General features: G+C 68.5%; 20 protein-coding genes and 1 riboswitch. Of the genes, 8 read left to right on the top strand and 12 right to left on the bottom strand.

The features are described from left to right. The 4 genes from FPZ47_RS08335 to FPZ47_RS28310 all read left to right on the top strand — a co-directional run. The coding region (locus FPZ47_RS08335; protein WP_144951597.1) for a transposase at positions 1-356 on the top strand (356 nt) is incomplete at its 5' end. A 32-nt stretch (positions 357-388) separates the two neighbouring features. Next, positions 389-586: a helix-turn-helix domain-containing protein gene (locus FPZ47_RS08330; protein ID WP_144951599.1), complete on the top strand. Its 198-nt coding sequence runs from the start codon at positions 389-391 to the stop codon at positions 584-586. After that, positions 583-819, top strand: coding sequence for a hypothetical protein (locus FPZ47_RS08325; RefSeq protein WP_144951601.1), 237 nt, complete (start codon positions 583-585; stop codon positions 817-819). Before FPZ47_RS08330 ends, FPZ47_RS08325 begins: the two co-directional genes overlap by 4 nt. Continuing rightward, positions 816-992: a hypothetical protein gene (locus FPZ47_RS28310; RefSeq protein ID WP_168209394.1), complete on the top strand. Its 177-nt coding sequence runs from the start codon at positions 816-818 to the stop codon at positions 990-992. Before FPZ47_RS08325 ends, FPZ47_RS28310 begins: the two co-directional genes overlap by 4 nt. On the opposite strand, the gene FPZ47_RS08320 is transcribed toward FPZ47_RS28310, so the two are convergent. Continuing rightward, complete coding sequence (locus FPZ47_RS08320) at positions 958-1,320, bottom strand: ADP-ribosylglycohydrolase family protein (protein ID WP_144951603.1); 363 nt, start codon at positions 1,318-1,320, stop codon at positions 958-960. The two genes, FPZ47_RS28310 and FPZ47_RS08320, sit on opposite strands and share 35 nt — an antisense overlap. 285 nt (positions 1,321-1,605) lie before the next feature. Here FPZ47_RS08320 and FPZ47_RS08315 point away from each other — a divergent pair, with 285 nt between their 5' ends. Next, a complete protein-coding gene (locus FPZ47_RS08315) occupies positions 1,606-2,277 on the top strand; it encodes an NUDIX hydrolase (RefSeq protein ID WP_144951606.1) in 672 nt (223 codons plus the stop codon). Between the two features lie 69 nt (positions 2,278-2,346). Here the strand turns inward: FPZ47_RS08315 and FPZ47_RS08310 are convergent, their stop codons facing one another. Beyond that, positions 2,347-2,958, bottom strand: coding sequence for a hypothetical protein (locus FPZ47_RS08310; RefSeq protein ID WP_144951608.1), 612 nt, complete (start codon positions 2,956-2,958; stop codon positions 2,347-2,349). Between the two features lie 33 nt (positions 2,959-2,991). Continuing rightward, positions 2,992-3,104, bottom strand: a riboswitch (SAM riboswitch). Between the two features lie 491 nt (positions 3,105-3,595). Then, positions 3,596-4,036: a DUF6308 family protein gene (locus FPZ47_RS30595; protein ID WP_425461785.1), complete on the bottom strand. Its 441-nt coding sequence runs from the start codon at positions 4,034-4,036 to the stop codon at positions 3,596-3,598. Between FPZ47_RS30595 and FPZ47_RS08300 the strand changes: the two genes are divergently transcribed. Further along, positions 3,927-4,238 (top strand): hypothetical protein, encoded by a 312-nt coding sequence (locus FPZ47_RS08300; RefSeq protein ID WP_144951612.1) that lies wholly within the window; start codon positions 3,927-3,929, stop codon positions 4,236-4,238. The two genes, FPZ47_RS30595 and FPZ47_RS08300, sit on opposite strands and share 110 nt — an antisense overlap. Positions 4,239-4,447: 209 nt before the next feature. Here the strand turns inward: FPZ47_RS08300 and FPZ47_RS08295 are convergent, their stop codons facing one another. Together FPZ47_RS08295 and FPZ47_RS08290 are read right to left on the bottom strand one after the other, a co-directional pair. Next, positions 4,448-5,353: a hypothetical protein gene (locus FPZ47_RS08295; protein ID WP_144951614.1), complete on the bottom strand. Its 906-nt coding sequence runs from the start codon at positions 5,351-5,353 to the stop codon at positions 4,448-4,450. Beyond that, entirely contained in the window at positions 5,350-5,877 is a 528-nt protein-coding gene (locus tag FPZ47_RS08290) for a hypothetical protein (protein WP_246133399.1), read from the bottom strand. Before FPZ47_RS08290 ends, FPZ47_RS08295 begins: the two co-directional genes overlap by 4 nt. A gap of 195 nt (positions 5,878-6,072) precedes the next feature. On the opposite strand from FPZ47_RS08290, the gene FPZ47_RS08285 reads away from it, so the two are divergent. After that, a complete protein-coding gene (locus FPZ47_RS08285; protein ID WP_144951616.1) occupies positions 6,073-7,740 on the top strand; it encodes an ATP-binding domain-containing protein in 1,668 nt (555 codons plus the stop codon). Positions 7,741-7,797: 57 nt separating this feature from the next. Here FPZ47_RS08285 and FPZ47_RS08280 read toward each other — a convergent pair whose 3' ends face one another. From FPZ47_RS08280 to FPZ47_RS08270, 3 genes are all read right to left on the bottom strand, one after another. Then, entirely contained in the window at positions 7,798-8,256 is a 459-nt protein-coding gene (locus FPZ47_RS08280; RefSeq protein WP_144951618.1) for a pyridoxamine 5'-phosphate oxidase family protein, read from the bottom strand. 71 nt (positions 8,257-8,327) lie between these two features. After that, the gene (locus FPZ47_RS08275; RefSeq protein ID WP_144951621.1) at positions 8,328-8,864 is read right to left on the bottom strand and encodes a restriction endonuclease; all 537 of its coding nucleotides are present in this window, start codon (positions 8,862-8,864) and stop codon (positions 8,328-8,330) included. 60 nt (positions 8,865-8,924) lie between these two features. Next, complete coding sequence (locus tag FPZ47_RS08270) at positions 8,925-9,248, bottom strand: DUF732 domain-containing protein (RefSeq protein ID WP_144951623.1); 324 nt, start codon at positions 9,246-9,248, stop codon at positions 8,925-8,927. A 159-nt stretch (positions 9,249-9,407) separates the two neighbouring features. On the opposite strand from FPZ47_RS08270, the gene FPZ47_RS08265 reads away from it, so the two are divergent. After that, complete coding sequence (locus FPZ47_RS08265) at positions 9,408-9,833, top strand: DUF3349 domain-containing protein (RefSeq protein ID WP_144951625.1); 426 nt, start codon at positions 9,408-9,410, stop codon at positions 9,831-9,833. Here FPZ47_RS08265 and FPZ47_RS08260 read toward each other — a convergent pair. The 4 genes from FPZ47_RS08260 to FPZ47_RS08245 form a co-directional block, all read right to left on the bottom strand. Continuing rightward, positions 9,822-10,862 (bottom strand): NAD(P)-dependent alcohol dehydrogenase, encoded by a 1,041-nt coding sequence (locus tag FPZ47_RS08260; protein ID WP_144951627.1) that lies wholly within the window; start codon positions 10,860-10,862, stop codon positions 9,822-9,824. The genes FPZ47_RS08265 and FPZ47_RS08260 overlap by 12 nt on opposite strands. Positions 10,863-11,009: 147 nt before the next feature. After that, positions 11,010-11,624: a hypothetical protein gene (locus tag FPZ47_RS08255; RefSeq protein ID WP_144951629.1), complete on the bottom strand. Its 615-nt coding sequence runs from the start codon at positions 11,622-11,624 to the stop codon at positions 11,010-11,012. Between the two features lie 64 nt (positions 11,625-11,688). Continuing rightward, the gene (locus FPZ47_RS08250; RefSeq protein WP_145039396.1) at positions 11,689-12,483 is read right to left on the bottom strand and encodes a hypothetical protein; all 795 of its coding nucleotides are present in this window, start codon (positions 12,481-12,483) and stop codon (positions 11,689-11,691) included. Positions 12,484-12,690: 207 nt separating this feature from the next. Next, positions 12,691-13,809: an iron-siderophore ABC transporter substrate-binding protein gene (locus FPZ47_RS08245; RefSeq protein WP_144951677.1), complete on the bottom strand. Its 1,119-nt coding sequence runs from the start codon at positions 13,807-13,809 to the stop codon at positions 12,691-12,693. Positions 13,810-13,947: the final 138 nt, after the last annotated feature.

The following is a 13,947-nucleotide window of genomic DNA, read 5'->3' as shown; positions in this document are numbered from 1 at the left end:
AAGGCTCCTACAACACCGACTCGCTGATCGAGTTCCTCACCGACCTGCACACCCATTTCGGCGCCGACAAGATCACCCTGATCTGGGACAACCTCTCCTCGCACAAGTCCAAAGCGATGACTGCATGGATCGCCGGGCAGCGCAGCTGGCTGACCGTCGAACGGCTACCGGGCTACGCCCACGACCTCAACCCCATCGAGATGGTCTGGGGCAACGTCAAATCCGTAGACCTGGCCAACCTGTGCCCCGACACCATCGACGAGGCCCAGGCCGCCGCCGAGTCAGGACTGACCCGCGTCGGTTCCAACTACGAGCTGTGTTTCGCCTTCCTCGCCCACACCGGTCTTTCTTTATGACAACGACTCACTGTATTACCGAAACATTTTTCATGGCAATAGAACCGGAATTGCTCACCGCCAAGCAACTATCTGACTACCTCGGCGTCAGCGAAGCGTCGTTGGCTCAGGATCGCTACCTCAGCAGGGGTATCCCGTTCGTCAAGGTCGGCAAGCGGGTTCGCTACATGCGCGCTGACGTAGAGGACTATTTGACTGCCCACCGCACCGAGGCAGGGGTGCTGCGATGAGCGCCGAGTATCGGCACCTGCTCGACGTGAATCACGAGCTGCGTTGCCGAGTGCGGGAATTGGAAGCCGAGCGCGACGAGGTGTTAGACCTCGCTCGCCGAGCTGCAGAGCGAATCGACCAGTTGGAAGCCGAGCGCAACGACCTCTATCAAGCGCGTCAGCGACCCAAGGCTCCACCGCCGCCAAGTCAGGAGATCGACTTCGGCGAGATCGAAAGGCCCTGGGAGCGATGAGCTTTATCGAAGCCACCCGTGAGCGAGTCCAAGCGGCAACCGGGTTTGTCCCAACACTCGACGAACAGCGCCGCATCGACGCCGACGCGACTCGCAGCGCCGCAGTGCTGTTCGGTACCCTGCCGCGACCGCCGCTGGTCAACGAGAAGACCGCCCGCAAGCTTCGGCGGTGATGTGGCCGCCGCGGGCGGCGCTGCGCAGCACCGACCCGGTCTGGATGCCGATGTCTTTGGTGTCGCGGGACCACTCCAGCCAACGGGCGACGAGTTCGTCCTGGGCGCGGGCGTCGAGCAGGTCGGCGCCGCCGGCGGTCACCTCGCTGATGGCGATGGCCATCGCGGTGTCGTCGGTCCATTCGCCGGCTTCCCAGACTCCGCCGCCGACCATGGCGACCTCCAGCTCGGGGCCGCGGGCGGGGCCGAACTCGTACGGGGCACCCAGTGCGTCGCCGGCGGCCATGCCCAGCAGGACACCTTCGACGCGGTCGTTGTAGGACCTCATTGCGACCATCTCCCCTCGAGACTTATTTTGCGCGTTTTCACGCTAATTAGGTCTCAGTGTACGTCGGGGGTCCGACAAAAGCCGGACAGTGCGTGGGCGGGGGAGCGGTTTCGGGCGCTGAGCTGCGTCGATAAGCCGCTTTGCGCAGGCGTTTTTCCTCGTTGTCCGCGTGCGCGCAAAGCGGGGGAGACAGCGTTGCGTCGCGGCGCTGTCGGATTCTGGTGGGCGAAGCGGCTATATTGCGTATGATCGCGCTAAATCGTCAACCTGCACCGGGGTGCTGATATGAGTGAACGCGTGTGGCGGGACAGTCGCAACCGCACGCTTGAGGAGTTCGTGCGTCCGTCGGTCGCGGTGGACACCGCGGTGCTCTCGCTGGACCCCGAGGCCGGGCTGGTGGTGCTGCAGGTGCGCCGGCCGACCGGTCGGGGCTGGGCGCTGCCGGGCACGTTTTTGCACGAGGGGGAGACGCTGGCCGATGCCGTCGACCGGTCGCTGCGCGACAAAGCCAACATCCGCGGGCTACATCCGCGCCAACTGCACGTCTTCGACCGCCCGGGGCGGGACGACCGCGGCTGGGTGCTCTCGGTCGCCCACCTACAGGTGGTGCGCCCCGATCGGCTGGCGTCGCGCTTCCCCGACACCACGAGACTGATGCCGGCCGCCGCCCCGGGACAACTCATCTTCGACCACCCCGAGATCATCAAGTTCGCCGTGGAGGACCTGCGCGCCCGCTACCGGGGCACGCCGGACCCCGACGGGCTGCTCGGTGAGGAGTTCACGCTGCGCGAATTGCGGCTGGCGCACGAGGCCGTGGCCGGGGAGCTCCTGATGCGCGACGCGTTTCGGCGCACCATGGAGCCCCAGCTCGACGCCACCGGTAGGACGGTCGTGCAGGCGCGGGGGCGGCCTGCGGAGGTTTTCCGACGCACGAAGGCGAGGGCGCCGCGGCGCTGAGGTGCCCTGTGAGCCGCCCGCCCGGTCCATGACCACACGGTTCGTGATCGGGCGCGGTGGCGCGGTTTGTCACGTCGGCGGAGCCAGCGGCAACTCGCGGCCGAGCAGCCGGACGAACGCGTCGTACGAGGCATGCGGGCCCGGGGGCCACTGCTGCTGCCAGACCCGCAGCGGAACGTCGGCGAGCGGGTCGAACCTGCCGGCCAACCACGAGTACTCGTGCTGGCGCCACTCGCGTAAGCGGTCATCGCCTTTCGCGAACTTCAGCAGCCGCTCGATCTGCGCCTCCCGAACGTCTGGCGGCGCGTTACCGCGCACGCCGATTCCATTCATCACGCTGTGCCGGCCCAACGCCAATGGCCGCACACCCCAGGCCCGTTCAAGTGCGTTGTTGATCGCGCGGCAGTCCTCGCAGGCCAGCCATGACCAGCGGGATATGCCGCCGGCTGTCGCCCGGAAGCAAATGATGCACAGATCGCGTTCGCTGGAGACGTCGCAACCCGGCCAGCGCTCGGGGGAGTCCTCGTCTTGGCATGACTGCCACCTCACCGGCAGGTTCGGGTTCGCCGAGCTCCTGGGCTGCAGGGGGCCCCGCAATCCTCCGCAGGGGATGTGCACCGACAACTCGGTGATCCGTGCACGCAGGGCGGCATCGGTGGGACTCAATTGCGGTTCGGCCATTTCTCGCCTCATCTGGCGACGCCGCCCTCGGGCGTCCACCGCTTGCACGCGGGTCGCGTGCCGGCTCTTCCCCTGGGGCACCGTGCGGTGGAGCGCGGTTGCCGGGACGGCGGGCCAGGTACCCGAACAGCCGTCCGCTCGTGAGCTGATCTCAGGGTAGCAGTGCGCACCGACAGACGGTGCTGACTCGTGTCGGAGGGGAGCGTTCCCGCAGAAGTCCTCGCTCACGTTCGGCAAGTCCATCGGCAGGCCAGCTCTGCGATGGCGAACAGCTACGTGTCGGCGGTGCGGGGAGGGGTCGCCGCCGCGTTCAGCGACGAGGACCGCGGGCCGGCGGGTCAGGGGCCGGCGGGGCTGAGCGGACTTCGCCGAGTTGTTCTGCCTGCGAATATGTTTCGGCGATTCTTACCTTCGTGACGGAGGGCGCTCTGGTACGGTGATCGACGGCTCGGCGGGCTGCTTACGGGGGGTTGTGTTCCCTTCCCTCCCTGCGGTAGGCGCGCACCGTTGTGCGCCGCGTCGGGCGTCGTGACCTGAACGTCCCGCCGAGCCACCGCATCCGGTGACCGGCGTGCATCGCCCGCAGAGCGATGACCGGACGGGTCGGGGGGTGTCGGCGGCCCTTCCTACCATGCCGCTATGCACTCTTCGGACGCGGTGGACCCCGCCGATGCCCATCTGCACCGGCTGCTGGCGCAGATCGGCGAGCACACCGACGACGAGGGGATGCGTGAGCGGATCGTCGACCTGATGCTGACACTGCCGCCACACGCAGCAGACTCAGGTGCGGCGTGCCGGACAGTTGGCGGATGTCGTGAAGGTGGGCGACCAGGGCGTCGTCGCTGCTGAGCGCCGCCCACCAGGGCCGCCACCACGGGTCCTGTTGTCCGCTCAGGCCAAGCGCGTTCTCGACGACGCTGTCGCGAATCGGGAACAGCTGCAGCCGCTTTCGGGCAAGCAGCTTGTGCGTGGCGACGCGCGGCAGCGAAATCTTGTGCGGCAGCAGCTCGTACGGCGCCTCGCCGCGTGACCCGGCATCTAGCCAGGCGTCGAAGTCGTCGGCGCGCAGCGTGTGCAGGTCGCGGGCCAGCGGCAGCTGGCTGAGCAGACCGGCGATGCGCTTTGTAGATGCCGCCGGTAAAGCCGGTGGCCTGCTCGAGAATCGTTTGCAGCCGGTTGAGCAGACGTGGCTCGTCGCCTGTGCAGCGCTCGAGGTGGCTGGGCTGGCGCATGACGCCGAAGCTATTGGATGGCATCGGGTTCCTTCCTCGGGCCGCTGAGAGGTGCGGCGGGTTGCCCGTTTCCCCAGGGCTTCCCGATCGGCGCCGCTGACCAAACGTTGCGCGATTCCGCCTGTCCGATGAACACCCCTGGTCGCTTTACTGTCGACGCACCTGGCGCGGCGCCGAGGCCGGCCACGGCCCGTCGCGAGCGCAGCGGCGTGGCTCAGAGCCAGCGTCGCATGTCGCGGTGGTGTGCGTGCCGGACGTCAGCGCGCGGCAATGTGGCTGAGCCGGCGGGAGATTCGGTTGACGAGTTGGTCGTCGGTGTCCATCCGCAGGACCACGGGGTCCAGCTCGAGGGTGGTGCCGTGCGCGTAGTGCAGCATCTGCGGCATTTCGCCGACGCGTTCGACGAAGTCGTCGATGAAGGTGCGGTAGGACGTCACCGGCACGTCCATCAGCAGACCCAAGTCGTGCAGAAGATCCGCGTACTCGCTGGGCGCGGTCAGGGCGCGGCAGCGTTCGGCCATGGCCAGGAATCGGTCGTGGTAGTCCATCAGGCGGTGCGCGGTGTGCACGATGGCGTCGGCGTCGGCGCTGGCTTCGTCGCCGGGTTCCCCGAACACCCCGATGAACGCCGGGGTCAGCATGAAGTCCTCGACGTTTTTGACCAGGCCGACGAGCTCGTCCATCCGGTCGATGACGAAGTGGCCCACTTCGACGCCGGTGTTCGCACGTTCGCCGCTGGGTGCGGCGTAGCCGAGCTCATCGTCGCGCAGCCGTGGCTGCACCGCGGCGCGCCGCTGCACCAGCACCGAGGCGAATGCCGCCCACCGCCAGCAGGGCAGTTTCTGCGCCAGCAGCGTGTCGAGGTCTGCTGCCGTGTAGGCGACGGCGGCGGTCTTCTCGTAGTCGGCGTTGTCGTTCAGGTCGGCGGTGATGTCGGGGTGCGGGTCAACGCGTTTCATCGCCTCGGCGCCGGCGACGCCGTAGATGCCGCGCGTGTCACCGCGCTGCGCCCAGCGCAGTTGTTGGTCGGCGCGGCGGGCGATCTCGGCGCGTTGCTCCGGCGACAGCTGGTCGCGGTGGCGGCGGCTGGCTGCCCGCGCGCCGATGACGCACACCAGCGCGACGCAGGCTGCCGCGGCGAACAGCCACCACAGGATCGTCACGTCGACCCCCGAATCCCCGGACCTGCCATCCGCATCAGAGGCATTCGCCGTTGTGGACCATGCAGCAGTTGTCGCATCGTGGGTCGGGCGGCTCGGGGCGGGGCGCAGCATTGGCGCCGAGTGTGGACGTGGCCCAGCGGCGTTAACTTGACGGACGGGTCGAGCTGCTGGAGTTGAGTCAGTCGCGTCTTGATGCGCTGATCGAGCTCGGCAGAGCGTGGATAGTTGAGCAGCTCCCGGTACAGCCCGGCTTGCATCTCGGCCTCGGAGGGCGTGGCCAGTTGATCGTCCAGTGTCAGCTGCACATTCCTGCGGACCTCGGTGATCCGATCGGGCTTCACGGGCTCACCTGCGGCGTCGGTGAGATTCTGCTTCATGCCGATCAGCACCTTCGCGTAGCGGGTGCGCGGGTGGTCGAGCAAGATCGTCTCGACCTCGTCTCGGAACGGATTGTGCTCGGACAATGATCCCCCCATCGAGTCAGCTCGGCTGCTCCTAGGAACGATAAGGGCACGCACCGACATGGCTCGAGCTTTCACCAGGGCGGGCGGTGACCATGAGCGGATCGGGCATCCGATGCCGAGGAGAACTCGGGAAAGCGCTGTCGGTCGCCCCTGTCCTTTCGCGTCGTTGCATTGGACGATGGGGGACGTGACGCAGCTCAGGTTGCCCGGCGCGGGCCGTGCGGTGGACGCGCGGCGAAGGGGAGTGACTGTCGTATGACGATCACCACCGACGACGCACCGCGCTTGGCCAACGGCGCCGAACGGGTGGTCTATCAGGCCCTGCTCGACCAGCTCGACCAGCTCGGACCCGATGACCGGGTGATTCCCGGCCAGCGGGTGACCGACCACCTCAAGGACCACGAGATCGACTTCGTCGTCGCGACCGAGGGTGCGGGCATCGTGTGCCTGGAGGTCAAGGGCGGAGAGGTGTGGCACGACGGGGAGTCGTGGTGGCAGCGCCGCGGGGGAAAGGAGTACCGGATCGACCCGGTCCGACAGGCCCGCGACGCCTGCTACGCGTTGCGCGACTTCGTCGAAAGCGACGAACGCTGGAGTCAGGGCCGGCTGCGCTGGGACCACGTCGTCGTCGTGCCGAACACCGAGATCGGCGCGGAGTTCGCGTTACCGGAGTGTCCGCGCTGGAAGGTCGTCGACCGCCACGACCTGGCCTCGCTCGTCGACGGGCTGCGCCGTGTCCTGCTCGACCAGCAGCTGGCCCGTCCGCCGCTGACCGCGCGGGGGATCGCCCAGCTGGCAACCACACTGAGCGGCAGGGGATTACCGCAGCGCAGTGTGGTGGCCCGGGCGCTGGCCCACCAGGACGGCGCCGATGCGCTGACCGAACGCCAGGCCGTCATCCTCGACGCGATCCAGCTGCTGCACCGGGCGGAGATCCGCGGCGGCGCCGGCAGCGGCAAGACCTTCCTGGCCGTGGAGCAGGCCCGCCGACTCTCGGCGAAAGGGCAACGGGTGGCGCTCGTGTGCTACTCCCACGGTCTGGCCTCCTACCTGCGCCGCGTCACCGCCGCCTGGAGCCGCCGCCAACAGCCCGCCTACGTCGGAGAGTTCCACGAGCTGGGCAAGCGCTGGGGCGCCCCCGAGGGTCCTGATGAGGCGTTGCGCACGTCTGAGACGGTCCGGTTCTGGGAGCATGACCTGCCGGCGCAGATGACCGAGCTGGCAGCACAACTGAGTCCCGGTCACCGCTTCGATGCGATCGTTGTCGATGAGGCTCAGGACTTCGCCGACGCCTGGTGGGATCCGCTGCTGGCCGCCCTGTCCGACGAGGAGGCCGGCGGGCTGTATGTGTTCATCGACGAGGGTCAGCGGGTGTTCGACCGGTACGGGTCACCGCCGGTGCCGCTGGTGCCCCTGGTGTTGGACCACAATCTGCGCAACACCCGCCAGATCGCCAACGCGTTTGCGCCGCTGGTCGATTCGCCGATGCGGCTGATGGGCGCAGAGGGGCCGGCGGTGCGGTTCGTCGCCTGCTCCCGCCAGCAGGCAATGGACGCCGGCGATGACGAGGTGGAGCGGCTGCTCGAGGAGGGATGGCGGCCCGAGGACGTGGCGCTGCTGACCACCGGGACGCGCCATCCCGAGCAGAAGGAGCGCCAAGCTGCTGGCAGCGCCGCCTACTGGGACAGCTTCTGGGACGCCGAGCAGGTGTTCTACGGGCACGTGCTGGGGTTCAAGGGGCTGGAGCGGCGCGCGGTGGTGCTGGTCGTCAACGAAGAGGCGCCGATGGAGCGCTCCCGGGAGCGGCTCTACGTCGGGCTGTCTCGGGCGCGCGACGAACTGGTGGTGTGCGGGGATCCCGACTTCCTGCGTGAGGTCGGCGGCCCGGAGTTGGCGCGGCGGCTGGGCTTGCCGGCGGGGTAGACGGAGGATGGGTGCGGGCGCTGCGGGGCAGCGACCCGTACCGCGGGAAGGTTCTAGCTAGGAGCCCCTCAGGCGCAGGCCGGTGACGATCTCCGGCTCGATCGCCACGACGGTGTCGGCGTGGTTCACCCACGGGTGCAGCAGTTGCTCGTAGCGCGCGACGAGGCCGGGCTCGGTCAGCGTTCGCGCGCGGCCCGTGGCCACGACGCTCCAGCCGGTCCGGGTGCGGCTGTCCAGCGCGTCGGCCTCGTAGGCCACGACGAGGTGATCGGAGCTTCGCACCGCGGCGGACAGTGCGGAGCTCAGCCGGCAGCGGATGATGATGACGCCGTCTTCCACCAAGTGGTTGACCGGGCGGATCGCCGGCAGCGCCTGCATGTCGAACACCACCCGGCCGAGGTCCACGCTGGCCAGCAATCGCATCGCCTCGGCGCGCTGCAGCGGCTCGGCGCCGCGGGGAAGCTGCGACAACCCGAAGCCGCCGTCGTACCCGTGTTGATTCACGTTCTTGATCATTAAGGCATCTTGACCCGAACCAGTAGGGCCATAGGGCCCAGCTTCCGGCGAGGCGGTGATCCGCGGGCCGGCTAGGCCCGGCTGCGCGCAGGTGCCGGGACCCAGGCCTGCAGAGTTTTGCGGCCGATCAGCTGACAGCCGTGCGTGTGTGCCAATTGTTTTGCGGCAGCGGTGAACTCCTGGTTGCTGACCACGATGCTGCGCGTGCATCCGTGGTGGCGTGCGCCGGAGACCACCTGCTGGACGGCCGCGACGCCGACCGGCTTGCCGTAGCGCTTGCACTGGATCGCCACGCGCCGGCCGCCCTTCTCGGCGATCAGGTCGACGCCGTAGTCACCGGCCGCGGGGGTCGTCCCGACCCGCCAGCCCGCCCGGCCCAGGCGTGCGGCGACGTAATCCTCGAACTCGACCCCGTCCATGGCGTCGATCGCGCGCATCGTGGCGTTGCCCCGCCTCCGGCGCGGCCACCGGCGGTTGGTTGCCCACGCCAGGAGCACCTCGAGCAGCAGAGCCACATAGAACCCCGCGACGCCCGCGCCGGGGCTGCGCTGGATGACGCCGGCGAACAGCCCGCAGGCAAGTGGAATGACGAAGAGCGCCTTGCTCATCCGCGGGACGGGTCCTCGTGCACGCCTTGATGGTAGGGGCCCGCTGCGACAAGTCCGCGGCTATCGGGAATCGGGCACGACCTGGCGCACCAGCGGCAGGTACTGCGGGCAGTAATCCCGGACGGAGAGCCCGACCACCCGCTGGGCCGCCGCTCTGGGGATCGCACTGCGGTCCATCGTGTCGGCCACGGCGGCGTTGACGCCCGGGGCTTCCGGGTACCGCCCCAACTGCGCGCACGTCGTCTGCGCGTACCGGCTCGCCAGCCGCTCGAACTCTTCTCCCGGCGGGTCGGCGGAGGCCCGCGGAAGCCCGGGGCCCAGCACGGTCGCGACGATCCCGGCGCCCGCCGGCAGCGCCGCCGGCCTTGCCATGGTCCGCGTCATCACTGTGATCGTCCCCTAACGGTGCCGGGTCCCGCTCGGCATCGAACACCGGTCACTTCACAACCCCGACATGTTCGCGCCGTGAACGGCATATGAAATTGTGCGGATGGCCAGATGCCGCGGTGGCGCCGGCGATGCCCCTGCCGTGACACTGTGTGGGTGACGAAAACCCCCTCCTCGCAGACCGATCACCACCACCATTTCTGCCGTTCGGTGATCCGCTGGCTGCAGGTCGGCTACCCCAACGGGGTGCCCGGCCCGGACCGCGTGCCGCTGATGGCCCTGCTGCGCAGCACACCTCTGACCGAAGACCAGATCCGGGAGGTGGTTCGCAACATCACCGCGGAGGCAGGATCCCCGGAGACGGTCGACCACCCCATCGATCGCGACGAGATCGCCGAATTCATCTCCGACATGACCCATTACGACGCCGGCAAGGAGAACGTGATCCGGGTGGCCGCGACGCTGGCCGCGGCCGGGTGGCCGCTGGCCGGCATCGACGTCAGCGAGGTCATCCCCGGCGACGAAGACGGCGAGGCGGCCGAACGGATGGCGGCACGGCCCCCGGTGCCCTCAGAGGCGTGACGTGTCGATGACGAAACGGTAGCGCACGTCGCTGGCCAGGACGCGCTCGTAGGCTTCGTTGACGTAATCCGGCTCGATGACCTCGATCTCGGGCGTCACGTCGTGCTCGGCGCAGAAGTCGAGCATCTCCTGGGTTTCGGCGATCCCGCCGATGTTCGACCCCGACAGGCTGCGCCGCATCAGGGCCAGCGGGAACGCCGGCACCTCCATCGGGTGCTCGGGGATGCCCAGTTCGACGAGCGTCCCGTCGACGTCCAGCAGGTTGAGGTAGTGGCCGAGCTTCAGGTTCGCCGAGACGGTGTTCAGGATCAGGTCGAAGCTGCCGCGCAGGTTGCGGAACGTGTCGCGGTCGGACGTGGCGTAATAGTGGCCGGCCCCCAGGCGAAGACCGTCCTCCATCTTCTTCAGCGACTGCGACAGCACCGTCACCTCGGCGCCCATCGCCGCCCCCAGCTTGACGCCCATGTGCCCGAGCCCGCCCAGGCCGATCACGGCGAGCCGGGTACCGGGACCCGCTTTCCAGTGCCGCAGCGGCGAATACAGCGTGATGCCCGCGCACAGCAGCGGGGCGGCCTTGTCCAGCGGCAGCGAGTCGGGGATCCGCAGGACGTAGTTCTCGTCGACGACGATCGCCTGGCTGTAGCCGCCGTAGGTGCGCTGGCCGTCCCGGCCGATCGCGTTGTAGGTGGTCGTCATGCCGCGCTTGCAGTACTGCTCGAGGCCGGCCAGGCAGCTGCTGCACTCCCGGCAGGAGTCCACGAAGCAACCCACGCCGACGTGGTCGCCGACCTTGTGCCTGGTCACCTCCGAGCCCACCGCGGTCACCACGCCGGCGATCTCGTGGCCGGGGACCACCGGGTAGTCCGGCTGCCCCCACTCGGCTTTGACGGTGTGGATGTCCGAATGGCAGATCCCGGCGAACTTGATCTCGATCGCCACGTCGTGCGGACCCGGGTCGCGACGGGTGATGGTGGTCTTGGTCAGCGGCTCGGTCGGCGACGTCGCGGCGTAGGCGGAAACAGTGCTCATCAACAGTCCTTTTTCGAGTACTTTTTCGGTGATAGCGCGTCACTGGAAAGTTTAGCCACGTTAACGGCTCGGGCCGTATGGCGGCCCGCTCACCACCCTAGCTTCGCTTGCTGAGGGCGAAGTTCACAATCAGACCAAGTTTAGGGTTCAGGCTGCGGTGAGTGCTGCGTTGGTGAATTGATTCAAGTGTCGGTCGAGTTGGTGCAAGGCTTGCGCGAGATCGCTGCGGTTAGCGAGATCTGTTGGGAGCCTTGGGTCTAACTCGGCCAAGCCGGGTGCCAGGACGCGGCCATAAACCTTGGTGAACAGCACAGCGACGCGGCGGCCCAAGGGCGTGAGCTGGTAGCGGTGATGGCCCGGCAGCCTGACGATGAGCCCTTTACGTTTGAGTCGACGCAGATCGTAGGTGGCTTGACGGCTGGTGTAGGCGCAGCCCAGCAGGGTGGTGACGGCCCGGACCAGAGCGGCGTTGTCAAATCCGGCGAGCAGATGGGTGAAGCCGACGACGGCGGCCAGCACCGCCATCACCCGCGGGTCCCCGAACGGCAGTGCAGGGGCGTGTTGACCGTCGATCTGTGACGGTCGGGTCACCTGGGTGAAGGTGGCCACATCCGGAGCGGGTCGGGCATCGGCGGCTTGCGCGTCACACAGACGCTGGTTGGCAGCCTCGCCAACCGCCCGTGGGGCTTTCCAGCTCTCGGCGGTCACCCGCCGGCCGATGCCGAAGTCGCGGGTGGTGCAAATGACCGTTTCGGTGCGCAACGCCCGATGCTCCTTGAAATACTGTTTGATCCGGCTGGACTTGTCGTAGCAGCTGATCTGCGGATCAACCCCTTTGGTGATGACCCGGGTGCGCCAGGTACCCGGGGTGCGTGAGTTGACTCGCCGGCCGATCGAAAACCCGGGTGTCGGAGACCTCGAACTGGCGAAACGCCAGCTCGTAGACGTAGCCGGCGCGCACATCCTCGCGGGTCAGCGGCGAGGGCAACCGCCGCTGCCAGCGCAAGAAGCTTTTCACCGCGCCCGATCCGAGTCGGTCACAGATCCGCTGCAGGGCAGCGGGATCCTCACAATCACGAAAGCCGTTGTCCAGCGCGGTGTAGCCGATGCCGGCCCGTTCGCATTGGCGTTGCGCCCAGGTGTGCCCGTTGAGCCAGATCCACACCGGCCACGGGGCGTAGGCGTTGGTCTTCCAGAACGCACCACCCCAGTCGGGGTCGCACAGGTAGAAGTAGAAGTGGTTGACGAAACCCATCTGTCGGCCCCACTCCATGTGCGGATGCGCGGCGTGTTCTTGGCCCTTGGCCTTCCACGACCGCCACATCGGGGTCTTTTCCTGCGCAATGCCGATCAGCACCACTTTCCCGTCGCCGCCCTCGCGTTCGGCCGCCTCGATCAGCGGGCGGGCGATTTCCTCCTTGTTCTCACCTTTGGCAAACCGGCGCACCGGGATCCCGTTCTTCTTCGCCCACCGGTGTATCTCGGCGACGTAGGCATCGCCGATCTTGCCGAACGCCGCCGACGACGGGATCGAAAACCCCTTCTGCAAGTACAGGAACTGACACACCCCGCCCACGCACTGCAGCTTCGGCGCGTACGCCTGTAAGAAGATGCGGTCCACCGAGCGGCAGGTCAAAGTGACGTGATCCCGCAGCAGGGTTGCCTAGTCGGCCACGATCGCCTCCTTGGTCTCAGCAACCTTGCGGCTAGGCCGACGCCAGGGATCTCCGGCAGTGGAGATCCCTCGCCCTATCAACCCGTTCGCCCCGCCCTGCGGGCAGAACTCAACCCAACCGGTCCATCGGCCGTATGAGGATGCTCGCTACGACTAGTTGATCGGGGCGTTGACCCAGCGCAGGTCGTCGACGATCCCGCGGGCCGCGACCAGCCCCTGCCCGGTCTGCCAGATCTCGTCGTTGACGACGAAGACGCGGTTGTCCCGGGCCGCCGACAGTTTGCGCCAGGGCGCGCTGTCGAAGACGGCCGCGGCCCGCCGCGCCGCGGCCGGCGAGGCGCACGACACGTAGACGATGTCGGCGTCGGCGACCGAAAAATCCGGGCCCGGCGACCGGTCCAGGTCGGCGTCGGTCGTGCCCATCTCGACGTAGGCCTTGTCGGTGAACCGCTGCGACGCCGGTCGGTCCACCCCCACCGCGTCGAGCACGCTGGCCGGGAAGTTCCGGGCGCCGTAGACGCGCAGGGCGTCCGTGGTCAACTGCACGATCGAGGCCTGGTAGTGAGCTGCGTCGTGCCTGGCCCCGATCCGGGTGGCCCGTTCGGAGAAGCCGTCGATCAGCCCGTCGACGGCACCGCCGCGCGCCGTGGCGGCGCCGACACCGCGCAGGTTGTCCTCCCACGCCGCCCCGGGAGCCGCCGTGAACACCGTCGGGGCGATCGCCGCCAGCTGCGGATACAGCGTGGGCGTCAGTCCTTGCGAACCCAGGATGAGATCGGGGTGCGCCGCCGCGATGCCGCCCAGGTCCGGCTTGCTGCGGGTGCCCACCCCGGGTAGGTGGTGCACCGCGTTGCCCAGGTAGGAGGGCTGGCTCGACGCGCCGTCGGGCAGGGCGGCGGCGACCACCCGCGATTGCAGCCCCAGGGCGCACAGCGCGTCGAGCGCGTCACCGGCGAGCACCACGATGCGTTGCGCCTCGGCCGGCACCCCAACGACGTCGGGGGTGACCCCCTCCGCGTTGCGGGCCTGCCGGGTCGGCGGCCCGGGATCGGCCGCGGCGGGCTCACCCGCGCACGACTGGTCGGGCCGGCGGTCGTTGCCCAGCACGCCGGCGCCGGCGATCTGGGTGGTCGGGGTGACCAGCGTCCGGGTCGGGGAGGCGGCCGTGGTGCCCGGGCCCGCGGACCCGCAGGCGCTGCACGCCGCCACCACCACGGCCGCCAGGCCGGCGGCGGTCGGCAGCAGGGGGGCGGTGCGGATCACGCGGAGCATGCCGGAGAGCACGAGCCCGACGCTAACATCCGGCCGGGTCGGCTCCGGGTGTTAGCGACGACACGCCCGCGTCGCAGCGGCATATACGACAGTTTGTAGGACTCGCGCTGCCATCGGCATGATCGGAAGCTAGGATGC

Source organism: Mycobacterium helveticum (assembly GCF_007714205.1).
Taxonomy (GTDB): domain Bacteria; phylum Actinomycetota; class Actinomycetes; order Mycobacteriales; family Mycobacteriaceae; genus Mycobacterium; species Mycobacterium helveticum.
The sequence above is the reverse complement of the archived record's forward strand: the minus strand, read 5'-3'. Positions and strand labels throughout refer to the sequence as shown.

What these genes read in the sequence shown, in the direction of transcription:
- FPZ47_RS08315 (WP_144951606.1), top strand. Translation starts at nt 1,606, where the DNA reads ATGAGTGAACGCGTGTGGCGGGACAGTCGCAACCGCACGCTTGAGGAG.
- FPZ47_RS08330 (WP_144951599.1), top strand. Translation starts at nt 389, where the DNA reads ATGGCAATAGAACCGGAATTGCTCACCGCCAAGCAACTATCTGACTAC.
- FPZ47_RS08275 (WP_144951621.1), bottom strand. Translation starts at nt 8,864, where the DNA reads ATGAGCAAGGCGCTCTTCGTCATTCCACTTGCCTGCGGGCTGTTCGCC.
- FPZ47_RS08325 (WP_144951601.1), top strand. Translation starts at nt 583, where the DNA reads ATGAGCGCCGAGTATCGGCACCTGCTCGACGTGAATCACGAGCTGCGT.
- FPZ47_RS08320 (WP_144951603.1), bottom strand. Translation starts at nt 1,320, where the DNA reads ATGAGGTCCTACAACGACCGCGTCGAAGGTGTCCTGCTGGGCATGGCC.
- FPZ47_RS08260 (WP_144951627.1), bottom strand. Translation starts at nt 10,862, where the DNA reads ATGAGCACTGTTTCCGCCTACGCCGCGACGTCGCCGACCGAGCCGCTG.
- FPZ47_RS08280 (WP_144951618.1), bottom strand. Translation starts at nt 8,256, where the DNA reads ATGATCAAGAACGTGAATCAACACGGGTACGACGGCGGCTTCGGGTTG.
- FPZ47_RS08310 (WP_144951608.1), bottom strand. Translation starts at nt 2,958, where the DNA reads ATGGCCGAACCGCAATTGAGTCCCACCGATGCCGCCCTGCGTGCACGG.
- FPZ47_RS08270 (WP_144951623.1), bottom strand. Translation starts at nt 9,248, where the DNA reads ATGACGCGGACCATGGCAAGGCCGGCGGCGCTGCCGGCGGGCGCCGGG.
- FPZ47_RS08285 (WP_144951616.1), top strand. Translation starts at nt 6,073, where the DNA reads ATGACGATCACCACCGACGACGCACCGCGCTTGGCCAACGGCGCCGAA.
- FPZ47_RS28310 (WP_168209394.1), top strand. Translation starts at nt 816, where the DNA reads ATGAGCTTTATCGAAGCCACCCGTGAGCGAGTCCAAGCGGCAACCGGG.
- FPZ47_RS08245 (WP_144951677.1), bottom strand. Translation starts at nt 13,809, where the DNA reads ATGCTCCGCGTGATCCGCACCGCCCCCCTGCTGCCGACCGCCGCCGGC.
- FPZ47_RS08290 (WP_246133399.1), bottom strand. Translation starts at nt 5,877, where the DNA reads ATGTCGGTGCGTGCCCTTATCGTTCCTAGGAGCAGCCGAGCTGACTCG.